Below are 13,337 nucleotides of genomic sequence, written 5' to 3'. Positions count from 1 at the left end.
AGCGGCGCCGGGCTTGCCGGTCACAGGTCGGCGATGGCGGCCAGAGGTGGGGTGCGCGCGGCCCGGATGGCCGGCCACAGGGCGGCGAGCACCCCGACCACGCCGGATCCGACCAGCATCAGCACCAGCTGGGTCCACGGGATGGCGATCTGGTCCAGCCCCAGATCCCGGAGGGTGCGCAGGAATCCGACACCGAGACCGACGCCCAGCAGCAGGCCGACGACTGCACCGAACACCGCGATCAGCATCGATTCCAGGTAGATGGTGCGGCGCACCTGGGCCCGCTGGGTGCCGACGGCCCGCAGCATGCCGATCTCCCGGCGCCGTTCCACCACCGACAGGGCGAGGGTGTTGATGATGCCGAGCACCGCGATCACCACGGCCAGGGCAAGCAGGCCGTACAGGATGGCCAGCAGCGTATCGATCTGGCGGCCCTGTTCGCCCTTGAATTCCTCCTGGTCCATCACCTGCACCACCACGAACTGTTCGGTGGCGTCCTCGAGCGTGGTCCGCAGGGCCGGCAGATCCGTTCCGGGCGCCGCGTCGACCAGGCCGAGGAAGTACATCCGCAGGTTGGCCGGCATCACCTCATCGGCGAATTCGGCCGAGAACACCATCGGGCCCATCAGCGGCGAATCGGCGTAGATCCCGGTGACGGTGAGCTGGTGCCCGACGTCGTCGAGACTGGTGACGGTGACCCGGTCACCGACCTGCCAGTCCCGCTCGTCCGCCCCGGTCTCCGACACCAGCAGCTCGTCGGCGCCGAGGCTGCTGCTGCCCGCCAGCAATTCGTAGTCGATCACCGAATCCAGCGGGCCGCCTTCCGGCGCCACGCCGTTGAGGGTGTCGTCACCGACCTGGACGGCCAGTCCACGGATGCCGACCACCGAGGTCACCTCCGGGAGTTCCCGCACCCGGTCGACCGCACCGATCGGGACGCCGGTGAACTGCGGGCCGCCGAGGATGTAGTCGGCCTGCACATCCTTGTCCACCAGCACGCTGACGCTCTCCTTGGCCGAGGCGCCGAGGATGGCGATCGCGGAGACCAGCATCAACCCGAGGGTGAGCGCGAAGGCGGTGGCCGCGGTGCGGCGCGGGTTCCGGGTCGCGTTGTTGCGGGCCATCTGCCCGATCGGGCCGAACGGCCGGGTCAGCACGCCGAGCGCCTGCACGACCGGCCGGGCCAGGGCCGGCGCGGCCGCCAGCACGGCGAACACCAGCGCCAGCGCACCGATGCCGACCGTGGCGGCGGCGTTGCCGCCGGTGCCCTGGGCGCCCAGCACCACCAGCACGACGCCGGCCACCGCCAGTACCGCACCGATCCAGGTGCGCAGCCGCAGTGAATCGCCGGTGCTGGCGAATTCCGCCCGCATCGCCTCCACCGGGGGGATCTGTGCGGCCCGCCGCGCGGGTGCGTAGGCACTGGCCACCGTGACCACCAGGCCGACCAGCAGCGCGACGATCGCGGTGCGCGGCCGGACCGCCAGGTCACCGGTCGGCAGGCCGACATCGAACGCATTGAGCAGCTTCGCCAGGCCGTAGGCCAGTCCGATACCGGCCGCGAAGCCGAGCACACTACCGGTCAGCCCGATGACGACGGCTTCGGACACAACGGAACGGCCCACCTGTTTGCGGCCGGCCCCGACGGCGCGCAGCAGTGCGAGTTCACGCAACCGCTGGGCGACGATCATCGAGAAGGTGTTGTAGATGATGAAGGTTCCGACGATCAGCGCGATGGCGCCGAACGCCAGCAGGAAGTAGTTGATGAAGTTCAGGGCCTCGGCTACCTGCGATTTCAGGTCCTCGCGGACTTCGTCGGCGTTCTGCACCTTGAATCCGGTCAGTTCGGCGGCCAGCTGGTCGCGCAGTTCGTCGGCGGTGCGATCCGGGGTGGCGGCGAGGTCGACGTAGGCGACATGCGCTCCGTCGGTGAACAGGTCGACGGCCTGCTCCTCGGGGAACAGCACGAACACCGCGCCACCGGTACCGGAGCCGGGGATGTCGTAGATGCCGGTCAGGGTGACCTCGAACGGCTCGTCCCCCCGGGCCGGGACAATCACCTTCGTCGTATCACCGACCTGCATCCCGGCGCGTTCGGCGCCACCCGCGTTGAGGGCGATCTCCCCGGGGCGCGACGGCGGCCCACCGGACAGGAAGGGTTGCGGGTCGGCCACCGCCCGCTCGGGCGGCAGATAGCCCTGGCCGAAGCTGGGTGCGCCGCCGGTCTGTACGGCCCGTTCGCCATCGGGTTCCAGCAGGACGACCGGCCCCATGGTGGCCGGCGCCACCCGGGCCACGCCGTCGGTCCGCTCCAGCGCGGACACGATATTGGTCGGCACGCCGAGCGACTGCTGCTCTTCGGGACTGACCCGCACATCCACGCCCTGCGCCTCGTTGGCGAAGATCCCGTCGAAGGTGCGCTGCAGCGTATCGGTGAAGACGAACGAACCGGAGATGAAGGCGGTGCCGAGGACCACGGAGAGCAGGGTCAGCGCGAGGCGGACCTTGTGCGCGGCCAGGTTGCGCATGGCCACCTTGCGCATCGGGTTACCGTTCACGCCGGGCTCTCCTGCGTCGCGGCACCGGTGGTGACGGTCTCCAGGGCCTTCATCCGGTCGAGCACCGAATCCTGGGTGGGATCGCGCAGTTCGTCGACGATGCGGCCGTCGGCGAGGAAGATCACCCGGTCGGCGTAGGACGCCGCGTGCGGTTCGTGGGTGACGATGACGACGGTCTGCCCGAACTCGTCGACGGCGGCGCGCAGGATCGCCAGCACCTCACCCGACGAGTGGGAATCGAGGTTGCCGGTCGGTTCGTCACCGAAGACGATCTCCGGGCGGCCGACCAGCGCCCGGGCACAGGCCACCCGCTGCTGCTGGCCGCCGGAGAGTTCGCTGGGCCGGTGATCGAGCCGGTCCCCCAGGCCGAGCCGCCCGATCACGGTGTCGAGCCAGTCCCGGTCCGGCCGGCGGCCGGCGATATCGAGCGGCAGGGTGATGTTCTCCAGCGCGGTCAGTGTGGGTACCAGGTTGAAGGCCTGGAAGACGAAGCCGATCCGGTCGCGCCGCAGCGCGGTCATCTGCTTGTCGGACAGCCCGGTGAGCTCGGTGCCGCCGATCCGCACCGCTCCCGAACTCGCCGAATCCAGACCGGCCAGGCAGTGCATGAGCGTCGATTTACCGGAGCCGGACGGACCCATGATCGCGGTGAACTCGCCCTTGGCGAACTCCACCGTCACCCGGTCCAGCGCGGTGACCCGGGTCTCCCCGGACCCGTAGATCTTGACCAGATCCGTGGCGCCTGCGGCGACGCCGGCGCCGGTCGGGTCGGGCGCATCCGCCGTCGGAGCCACATCCGCACCGGCGTCGGTAGCGGTTCGGTCTGCACGCGAAGTCATGCTGACCAGTCTGTCGCGTCACACCGCCCGGCGCCATCGGGAATCACCCTTACCCGGGAATCACCCATTCGAAGGAAGCCGCCTCGGACCGGGCGCCCTGGGCGGCCCTGGAGCGGTTCGGCTCGCCGAGCTCGGCGAGCAGCTGCTCGGCGGTGCTCACCAGCCCGGCCAACACCTCCGGGGTGAACCAGTCCGGACGGGTGGCGAACAGGATGTCCTCGGTGGCGGTGTTCCCGCTGGCGCCCGGCGCGAACGGGCAACCGCCCAGCCCGCCGAGCGCACCGTCCACCATGTCCGCCCCGGCGGCGACGGCTGCCAGGGTGTTCGCGACGCCCATCCCCCAGGTGTCGTGACCGTGGAAGACGATCCGCCGGGGTGGGGTGCGGTCCCGGACGGCGGCCACCAGGGCGCCGACCTGGCCGGGATGCGCCTGCCCGAGGGTGTCGGCCAGCACGATATCGGCCGCACCGGCGGTCCGCGGATCCGCGGCGATCGCCAGGACCCGTTCGGGGTCGACCGGGCCGAGGAACGGGCAGGTGAAGCTGGTCGCCAGGCACAGCTGGATGGTGCCGCCGGCCTGTTCGGTCAGCCGCACCGCCTCCGGCATCGCGGCCACCGAGTCCTCGGTGGTGCGGCCGATATTGGCCTTGTTGTGCGCATCGGAGGCCGAGAAGCAGTACTGGAAGTTGCGGGCACCGGCCGCGGCCGCCTTCTCGATATGCCGCGGGGTGGCCACCCACACCCAGCAACGCTGCAGTTCGGCCGGGGTCAGTGCCTCGATCAGCTCCAGCGACCCGGCCATCGGCGGCACCAGATCGGGCCGCGCCATCGACCCGATCTCCAGCGCGGGCACACCGAGCGCCAGCAGCCGTCGCACCAGGTCGACGCGTTCGTCGACCGGCAGGGTCCGGCCGGTCAGCTGCAGTCCGTCGCGCAGGGTGACATCGCGCAGCACCGGGGCCCGGACCGGAGTGGTCACCGCTGTTCCCGCGGCTGCTGCGGCACGCACATCACCCCGCCGCACGGCTTGTCGTTACCGCTGGCCGGCGTCGGATGCACGGTCGGCCGGGCATGGCCGGGCCGGCGCGACTCCCACGGGTCACGCACCGGTGGGCGCCGCCGCCCATGTACTCGCCTGGTCACGATCCCTCCAGCGCATCGATCTCGTCCTCGCTCATGCCCAGCAGATCGCCCAGCACCTCCCGGGTATGTTCCCCGAGATCCGGACCGATGTTACGGATGGGCAGCGACTGCCCGCCGATCACCGGCACGATGCCGGGGAAACCGACCTCCTTGGGCGCGGCTTCGCCGACGTCGACCGGGAACTGCTGGATCATGTTCCGGGCCCGGTACTGCTCGTCGGCGACGATATCGGCCGCGGTGTAGATCGGTCCGCAAGGGATCGCGGCATCCTCCAGCAGCCGCAGGGCCTCGTCGCGGGTGCGCTGTCCGGTCCACTCGGCGATGGCGGCGTCCAGCCGGTCCCGGTGCCGCCAGCGCCCGGCGTTGTCCTGCAACTCCGGGTCGTCGGCCAGATCCGGCCGGTCGATCACCTTCATATAGCGCTGGAAGATGGCGTCACCGTTGCCGCCGATGATGATGCTGGTGCCGTCCGAGCACGGGTAGGCGTTGCTGGGGGCGATGCCCTCCATCCGCCCGCCGACCCGCTGCCGGTTGATCCCGTAGGCCAGATAGTCGGGCACCAGCGATTCCATCACCGACAGGATCGACTCGTTGAGCGCCACATCCATCACCCGCTCGGCCTGCGGGATCGCCGCGCCGGTGCGTTCCCGGCGGAGCAGGGCCATCACGGTGCCGAAGGCCGCGTAGATCCCGGCGATGGAGTCGCCGATGGAGACACCCACCCGGACCGGCGGCCGGTCCGGGTCGCCGACCAGTTCCCGCAGCCCGCCCACGGCCTCCGCGACCGCGGCGAACCCGGGGCGGTCGGACAGCGGGCCGGTCTGGCCGTAGGCCGAGATCCGGGTGATCACCAAGTCCGGGTTGGCCTCGTCCAGGGCCGCCGGGCCCAGACCCCATTTCTCCAGCATGCCGGGCCGGAAGTTCTCCAGCAGCACATCGCAGTGCCGCAGCAGATCGAGCACCGCGGTCCGGCCCGCGTCGGTGCGCAGATCCAGGGTGATCGACTTCTTGTTGCGATTGACGGTGCGGTAGAGCATCGAGGTGTCGCCACCGTAGAGCCGCCAGTTGCGCAGCTCGTCGCCGGTGCCCGGCCGCTCCACCTTGATCACCTCGGCGCCGAAGTCGCCGAGGATGCGCCCGGCGGTCGGCGCCGCCACGTAGTTGCCCAGTTCGAGTACTCGGATGCCGTCCAGCGGCCGGATCGGCACGGTGTCACCCGACATGTTCACGCAGGTACGCCAGGTCGTCGGCGATACCGTCCGCCGGCGTCTCCAGGATCACCGGGGCATCGGCGGTGCGGCACACCTCGGCGAGCAGTTCCGGGTCGATGGTGCCGTCGGCGAAGTTGGCATGCCGGTCGGCGCCGGAATCGAACTCGTCGCGCGAGGAGTTCAGGTGCACCAGGTCGATCCGGCCGGTGATCGCCCGGATGCGCTCGACCACGCCGACCAGTTCCTCGCCACCCGCCCAGGCGTGGCAGGTGTCCAGGCAGAACCCGGCGCCGTAGTCGCCCACCGTGTCCCACAGCCGGGCGATCGAATCGAAATGCCGCGCCATCGCGTGGTTGCCGCCGGCGGTGTTCTCGATCAGGATCGGCACCGCGAAGCCGCCCTTGTCCTGCTGGCGCTGGAACAATTTGCCCCAGTTGACGATCCCGGCCTCGAGTTCGTCGTCGGAACGGACGTGCCCGCCGTGCACGACCAGGCCGAAGGCCCCCAGGTCGGCCGCCGCCCGAGCCTGCTGCGCCACCGCATTGCGCGAGGGCATCCGCAGCCGATTGTTCAGGCTGGCGACGTTGATCTGGTACGAGGAATGCACCACCACATCGATCGGGCTGGCCACGATCTGCTCCGCCCGCGGATGCGGCTGCGGTTTGTCCCAGCTCTGCGGGTCGATCACGAACATCTGGATGACGTCGGCGCCGAGTTTCTCACCGAAGCCTATCGGATCGCTGTCGGTCCGGACGTGTGCTCCAATGCGCATGCACCCACCCTAGTGACCGGGGCCGACAACGGGGGACCGACTGCTATGGTCGTGCGGGAATTCGTGGGAAGTGGAGCGGACATGCTGACCAACGGCGACACCTTCGCCGGGTACCGCATCGAGCGGGAGCTGGGCCGCGGCGGTATGGGGTCGGTGTATCTCGCCCGGCATCCACGGCTGCCCCGGATGACGGCGCTGAAGCTGCTCAATCCGGAGATGTTCTACGACAAGGAAGTGCGCGCCCGGTTCGAACGGGAGGCCAACCTGGTCGCACAGTTGGATCATCCGAACATCGTCGCCGTCTACGACCGCGGGCTCGAACACGAGCAGCTGTGGATATCGATGCAGTACGTCGACGGGATCGATGCCGGTTCGGTCGATCCGGCCACGCTGCCTCCGGACCGGGCCGTGCAGATCATCGCCGAGACCGCCGAGGCCCTCGACTATGCGCACAGCACCGGGGTGCTGCACCGGGATGTGAAACCCGCGAACATCCTGCTGGCCCGGGCCGGCGCGGGCCGCGGCGAGCGGGTGTTCCTCACCGACTTCGGGATCGCCCGGCTGCGCGACGACTCCGGCCATCTGACCCAGACCGGCACCTTCACCGCGACGCTGGCCTACGCCTCACCGGAACAACTGACCGGCGCGAAACTCGACCACCGGTCGGATCAGTATTCCTTGGCGTGCTCGTTGTTCTGGCTGTTCACCGGCCTGGGACCGTTCGCCGCGACCAATCCTGCCGCGGTGATCCAGGGGCACCTGCAGAAGCCGCCACCAGCCCTGAGTACCGTGCGCCCGGGGCTGGCGCCGGGGCTGGATGCCGTCTTGATCAAGGCGATGGCGAAGCGGCCCGACGATCGGTTCGGCTCCTGTGCCGAGTTCGCGGCGGCGGCGCGCACTGCCCTGGCTCCGGCCACGCCGAGCTCACCGTATCCGATGCCGGGTCCGCACAGCGCGCGGTATCCGATGCCGGGCAGCACCGGCCCGGCGCCGGTTCCGGGTGTTGCCGCCCCACCGGGAACGATGCCCGGATACCGCCCGCAGATGCCCGCCGCCCCGATGCCGCTCGCACCCCGCTATTCACCGGGCGGTCACCCCACTCCGCCACCCGCCGGCTTCGGCTATCGGCCGCCGGCCCCGCAGCCGGCGAATTCCAGCGGCCTGCTGGTGGTCGGCGTGGTCACCGCGATCGTCGCGATGCTGATCGTAATCGCCTTCCTGCTCTGAGGTACCGCCTGCTCGGCGGTACCCGGCACTGCGATACCACCGACCGGCTCAGCCGGTTTCGGACAGGGCGCCGTCGGCGCGCAGTTTCAGCAGGATCAGCCCGGAGGTACAGGCCAGGATCAGTCCGGCGACGGTGATCTCCACATGCAATCCGGCGATCCCCAGCCCCGCACCGACCAGCCCACCCAGGAAGAACAACCAGGCGAGGGCCCGCACCGTCAGGGCGAGAACGCGATTCTCCGGGCGGGCGAGCGGTGGAGTCGCCGGCTCGGCGGCCGCACCGCCGGTGGCGGCAGCACCGTCGCCGACACTCTCGTTGTCGGACGTCGGCTCCAGCGGAGTTGTCGAGTATGCTCCCATCACCCACTCCTCGATGACGCCGATCAGAGGTCCGATCCGCACCCGATTCCGGTGTCGGCTGTCGCTCACGATCGGGGTGTTCACCACCGTGTCGTCGGCGTCTCACACGTAACTTTGCTCACTCACGCTACGGCCCACGGACGTTCAGCGCCCACGACACGTGCCCACGACACGCAGACAGAGACCAATCCGATATGTGAAGTATCCCTATTTTAAAGACTCGGGCTAGCCCGATGCCCGGACCTCCACTAATGTGTTGCGGCGTCCGACGTGACGTGAAGCCCGGAGCGGCCGAGGAGAGTGCAGACCGATGGACAACCCCAGGGCCAAACTCACCGGTCCCGCCATCGCCGTCGGCGCGGTTTCGCTGGGACTCGTCGTGGTGGGCGCCTGCGGTGTCGGCCGGGACGATGTCTACGTGCCCCCGCCGCCGTTGCGGGCCGATCTCGCCGCCGCCCCGCAGCCGACCACCGAATCCACGACCACGACCACGGCGCCGTACACCATTCCCCCGTCACCCACCTGGCGCGTCGCTCCCGAACGGGCGGTGCCGAAACCGTTCGTCCTGACCACCGAGCCCGCCGCCCCGACCACCACCGATCGCGACGACCCCGACGAGGATCGCGACGACGACCGCGGTGACGAGGACCGCGACGAGAACGACTCCGGGATCCGGCGCAACGACGCCGCCCCGCGGACCACGTCCGAGGCGCCGGAACCAACTCTGCGCCACGACCGCAGCTCCGGAACCGATCCGCACACCCCGGACCGGGCCACCGAACCGCCCGCGGACCGGACGCCCGCCGCCACCACATCCCGGCCTCCGGCGCCGACCACCACCGCCCGGTTCGACCCGTCTCCCCCGGACGACCGCGCACCCGCGCCCGCCGCGACACCGACGACCACCCCTGTCCCGTCGGCCCCGGACCGGCCCACCACCGGCCCGGCCCCGCAGCCCGCGCCGGCCGCCCTCCCTGCGACCGCTACCCCGCAGCCCGCCCCGTTCGACCACTCCGCTCCGGACGCGGCCGGCCCGACGCAGGCATCCGGCACGACGACAGCACCCGAAACAACACCGGCACCACCGACCGAGCACCTGGTCCCGGACTCCACCTCACCCGGACCGTTCGGCCCGCGCCCCCAACTACAGCCCACGACGACCACCGCCCCGGTTACCAGCGCGCCACCGGCAACCATCCACCTCCCACCGGAAACATCAGTGGCACCACCGACCGGGTACGCACCGTTCCCGGAGCCACGCCGATAGCCGGCCGGGCAGACACGCCCCGCCCCGATCACCGACCAGGTACCACCGAGCCACCGGCAACCATCCATCCCCACCGGAAACATCAGTGGCGCCACCGACCCGGTGCGCGCCGTCCCCGAGCCGCGCCGGTGGCCGAGCCCGGTGGACACGCCCCGACGTCGACCGCCGACCGGATGCCACCGGAAGCATCTGCCACGCGAGACGAGCTCGCACATGGCGTACCCGAGGCGAGGTGCATCCACCCGGCCCCGCTGTGCAGCGATATCTGCCCGCCCGGCGGCGCCAAGGCCCCGAGCAGCGCATCCGGTGGACCCCGAGACCGCTGACGAACACCTCCTCGAGCTGTTCACACCATCCGGATAGACGCAGCCGATGCCCGGGGCGGATAAGCCGGGTAGAACAGCTCGGCCGCTCGGGGCACGCAGCGGACTCGGTTGTGGTCCGAGTCCGGTTCCACCCGGCCCGAGCGGCTTCCGCCAAGGTGCTACAACTCGATCAGGTCGTAGTCGCCGACGCCGGCGCCGAGGATGCGCAGGTGTTCCAGGGTGCCGCCGAGGGTTTCACCGATCGCGGTCAGGCGGGCCACGTAGTGGCTCACCGGATACTCCGCGGTGACGCCGATACCGCCGTGCATCTGGACGGACTCCTGCCCGATGTGCCGGGCCGAGCGGGCCACCTGCAGCCGGGCCCGCGATGCCACGACCGGATCGTGGGCACCGTCGGCCAGGGATGCGGTGACGTAGAGGCTCATGCTGCGGGCCAGCTCGAGCGAGACATACATGTCCGCCGCCCGCTGGGTCAGTGTCTGGAACTTGGACAGGGTGACCCCGAACTGCTTGCGGGTCTTCAGATATTCGGTGGTCAGCTGCAGGGCGCTGGACATGGCGCCCAGCGATTCGGCACACAGTCCGGCCTGTGCGTAGCCGAGTGCCCGTGCGATCGAATCGGCGGCGTCCACATCGCCACCGAGCAGTTCCGCCGGGGCGTTCTCGAAGACGAACTGGGCGCCACGGCGGCCGTCGAAGGTCCGGTAGGGGGTGCGACGCACCCCGGCCCCCTCGGCGTCGACGAGGAACAGCCCGGCGCCGCCGCCGGGCAGCGCCGCGCTGACCACGAGTCGCTGGGCGCAGTCACCGTGCAGCACCGGGTTCTTCGTCCCGGTCAGCGTATAGCCGGTACCGGCCGCGGTGGCGGTCACCGTCAGCGTGGTATCCGGCCAGCGGATACCCGGTTCGGCGTGGGCGAAGGCGAACAAGGTCGCGCCCTCGGCGATCGGTGGCAGCTCCCGGCCGCGCTGCTCGGCGGTACCGGTCCCGGTGATCAGCGCCGCGGGCACGATCACCGCGTCGAGCAGCGGTTCCGGGGCGAGGGCCCGGCCCATCTCCTCCAGCACCACCATCGCCTCGACCGGGCCGGCGCCCGTGCCGCCGTCCTCCTCCGCGATGGTCAGCCCGAGCACACCCAGTTCGGCCAGCTGGGACCAGACCTCCCGGCTCCAGCCCGGCTCGGTGCCGGTGATCGCGACGCGCGATTCCGCGTCGTAGACCCGGGACAGCAGGGTCGCGACCGTGTCGCGCAACATGCTCTGTTCGTCGGTGAGATCGAAATCCATGTCAGCGCCTCACAATCCGAGGATCGTGGAGGCGATGATGGAGCGCTGGACCTCGCTCGAGCCTCCGTAGATGGTGGTCTTGCGGTAGTTGAGGTAGCCCGGGCCACTGCGTTGTGCCCAGCCAGGGGAGGCGATCGGCTCGGCACCTACCGGCAGCGCATCGGGCCCCGCGATATCGAGCAGCAACTCGGTGACGGCCTGCTGCAATTCCGAACCACGCAATTTCAGTACCGAAGACGCCGGATTCGGCTTCCCGTCGGCGGAGTTGGACACCACCCGCAGCTGGGTGAGTTCCAGGGCGAGCAACTCGTTCTCCAACTCGGCGACCCGCGCGGCGAAAATGGGATCCTCCAGCAAAGTGCCGTTGCCCGACCGGGTGGCGCGCGCATAATCCTTCGCCACCCCGAGTTTCACCTTGGTACGCCCGACCCCGGTGATTCCGGTGCGTTCGTTGCCGAGCAGGAATTTCGCATACGTCCAGCCGTGGTTCTCCTCGCCGACGAGCTGATCGGCGGGCACCCGGACGTCTTCGAAGAAGACCTCGTTCACCTCGTAGCTGCCGTCGATCAATTCGATCGGGCGCATGGTGACTCCGGGCGATTTCACGTCGAAGAGCAGAAACGAAATACCCGCCTGCTTCTTCGGCGCCGCCGGATCGGTACGGACCAGGCAGAAGATCCAGTCCGCGTGCTGGCCGAGCGTGGTCCAGATCTTCTGGCCGTTCACGATGTAGGAATCGCCGTCCCGGACGGCCGTCGTGCGCAGTGAGGCCAGGTCGGATCCGGCATCCGGTTCGGAGAAGCCCTGGCACCACCAGATGTCGAGGGCCGCGGTGGCCGGCAGGAATCGTTGTTTGAGTTCCTCGGATCCGAACTGCGCGATGACCGGGCCGACCATCTGGGCGTTGAAGGTGAGCGGCTCGGGGACCGAGGCCAACTGCATCTCGTCCTGCCAGATATGACGCTGCATCGGCGTCCAGTCCTTGCCGCCCCAGGCCACCGGCCAGTTCGGCACCGCCAGGCCGTGCTCGTTCAGGGTCCGGTGGGCGGTGACGATGTCCGCGCGGGACAGCTCGTGCCCGTACTTGACTCGATCCCGGATATCTGCCGGGATCTCGGTTCGATAGAAATGCCGCAGTTCGTCACGGAAAGCGGCTTCGTCCGGGGACAGCGCTAGTTTCATACCGGCCTCCCAGCAGGTCTCGTATGCTCCGTGGTGAAACCTACCCCCCGGTATTCACCGATGTCGACCATCGGGCGAACCGGCACCCGAAGTGTTCGACGCGCCGCCGGACGAACCGCCCGGCGCACGCCCCCCACCGGAAACGATCACCTGGTACGTTGCTGCACGGATCGAACCGGCGATTCGGCACGAGGAGTTATCAGGTGAACGGCAGAACCATCTCGAGCAGAGCCGCGGCGGCCGCAACCGGTGTCGGTGCGGCGATCGTATTCGCGAGCACGGCAGTATTCGCGGGCGCCGCGAACGCCGAGCCCGGACCGGCCGACGCCGCGCCGATCGAGCAGGGGCTGGCCCACCTCACCGAAATCGCCGACGACGATGCCGCCGCCGGAGTCCGGGCACTCCGGCAGTTCACCGATCTGGTCGGCCCGCGCGAGCTGGCGGATGTCGCCGCCGAGTTCACCCCGTTCGGCTATGCCGCGCCGACTTTCGGCTGCGGCAGCAACGGCCCGATCACCACGGTCGTCGCGGCCGGGGTCAGCGAATCCTCAGGACCTGCCTCGCATCGGGCCCTGGCACCCGGGGAACTCAGGTTCAGCGCCACCCCGGCGCATTCCGGTTCTCCGCTGTCCTCCGGGCTGGTCGTCGCCTGGGTGAATGTGAACACCGGCCGCAGCGGCATCGATATGCTCGACGACCGGACCGAGTACGACATGCCGAGCCTGTCCAAGACCGTGACGAGCGGGCCGGGCAATGTGATCGCCTCGATGTGGGGCACCATCGACTACCCGGGCGCACGGTGTGTGGTGACTCCGACCGTCGGCGCCTTCACGGTGGACGATCTCCCGGCAGCCGCACCCGCACCGGATGCACCGGAACCCGGCCACGCCCCGACCACCCCGGACACCGCAGCCGAGCCCACCCCGGACACCGCAGCCGAGCCCACCCCGGACACCGCAGCCGAGCCCACCCCGGACACCGCAGCCGAGCCCACCCCGGACGCCGCAGCCGAGCCCGCAACCGAAGCCGCACCCGAGTCGGCGCCCTGACCCGAGCCGACGCCCCGATCCCGCCGGGCGCCGAGGCGCAACGGCAGTAACCACGTTCCGGCACAGGCGGCAGTCCAGCTGCGGCGACACTCCGTTCGGCCCCGCGGCGAACTCCCG

11 protein-coding genes are annotated in these 13,337 nt (G+C 70.0%); 3 read left to right on the top strand and 8 right to left on the bottom strand.

The window, feature by feature from the left end; all coding sequences use genetic code 11:
• Positions 1-20 precede the first annotated feature (20 nt).
• The 5 genes from AC1HFH_RS06615 to AC1HFH_RS06595 form a co-directional block, all read right to left on the bottom strand.
• A complete protein-coding gene (locus AC1HFH_RS06615) occupies positions 21-2,543 on the bottom strand; it encodes an ABC transporter permease (RefSeq protein ID WP_480247738.1) in 2,523 nt (840 codons plus the stop codon).
• Between the two features lie 11 nt (positions 2,544-2,554).
• Positions 2,555-3,397: an ABC transporter ATP-binding protein gene (locus AC1HFH_RS06610; RefSeq protein WP_480246548.1), complete on the bottom strand. Its 843-nt coding sequence runs from the start codon at positions 3,395-3,397 to the stop codon at positions 2,555-2,557.
• 49 nt (positions 3,398-3,446) lie between these two features.
• Positions 3,447-4,376, bottom strand: a complete 930-nt coding sequence (locus AC1HFH_RS06605; RefSeq protein ID WP_480246547.1) for a hydroxymethylglutaryl-CoA lyase — start codon at positions 4,374-4,376, stop codon at positions 3,447-3,449.
• A 160-nt stretch (positions 4,377-4,536) separates the two neighbouring features.
• Complete coding sequence (locus tag AC1HFH_RS06600; protein WP_480246546.1) at positions 4,537-5,763, bottom strand: CaiB/BaiF CoA transferase family protein; 1,227 nt, start codon at positions 5,761-5,763, stop codon at positions 4,537-4,539.
• Complete coding sequence (locus AC1HFH_RS06595) at positions 5,753-6,523, bottom strand: deoxyribonuclease IV (RefSeq protein WP_480246545.1); 771 nt, start codon at positions 6,521-6,523, stop codon at positions 5,753-5,755. The genes AC1HFH_RS06600 and AC1HFH_RS06595 overlap by 11 nt, the downstream gene beginning before the upstream one ends.
• 81 nt (positions 6,524-6,604) lie before the next feature.
• Here AC1HFH_RS06595 and AC1HFH_RS06590 point away from each other — a divergent pair, with 81 nt between their 5' ends.
• A complete protein-coding gene (locus tag AC1HFH_RS06590) occupies positions 6,605-7,750 on the top strand; it encodes a serine/threonine-protein kinase (protein ID WP_480246544.1) in 1,146 nt (381 codons plus the stop codon).
• A gap of 48 nt (positions 7,751-7,798) precedes the next feature.
• Here AC1HFH_RS06590 and AC1HFH_RS06585 read toward each other — a convergent pair whose 3' ends face one another.
• Complete coding sequence (locus tag AC1HFH_RS06585; protein WP_480246543.1) at positions 7,799-8,110, bottom strand: hypothetical protein; 312 nt, start codon at positions 8,108-8,110, stop codon at positions 7,799-7,801.
• 310 nt (positions 8,111-8,420) lie between these two features.
• Here AC1HFH_RS06585 and AC1HFH_RS06580 point away from each other — a divergent pair, with 310 nt between their 5' ends.
• Positions 8,421-9,377: a hypothetical protein gene (locus tag AC1HFH_RS06580; protein ID WP_480246542.1), complete on the top strand. Its 957-nt coding sequence runs from the start codon at positions 8,421-8,423 to the stop codon at positions 9,375-9,377.
• Positions 9,378-9,861: 484 nt separating this feature from the next.
• Here the strand turns inward: AC1HFH_RS06580 and AC1HFH_RS06575 are convergent, their stop codons facing one another.
• Both AC1HFH_RS06575 and AC1HFH_RS06570 read right to left on the bottom strand, forming a co-directional pair.
• The gene (locus tag AC1HFH_RS06575; RefSeq protein WP_480246541.1) at positions 9,862-10,989 is read right to left on the bottom strand and encodes an acyl-CoA dehydrogenase family protein; all 1,128 of its coding nucleotides are present in this window, start codon (positions 10,987-10,989) and stop codon (positions 9,862-9,864) included.
• Between the two features lie 9 nt (positions 10,990-10,998).
• Positions 10,999-12,171, bottom strand: a complete 1,173-nt coding sequence (locus tag AC1HFH_RS06570; protein WP_480246540.1) for an acyl-CoA dehydrogenase family protein — start codon at positions 12,169-12,171, stop codon at positions 10,999-11,001.
• Positions 12,172-12,374: 203 nt separating this feature from the next.
• On the opposite strand from AC1HFH_RS06570, the gene AC1HFH_RS06565 reads away from it, so the two are divergent.
• Entirely contained in the window at positions 12,375-13,220 is an 846-nt protein-coding gene (locus AC1HFH_RS06565; RefSeq protein ID WP_480246539.1) for a hypothetical protein, read from the top strand.
• Positions 13,221-13,337: the final 117 nt, after the last annotated feature.

The organism is Nocardia sp. KT25-26, from assembly GCF_056627695.1.
This window is presented reverse-complemented; position numbering and strand designations above follow the sequence as displayed.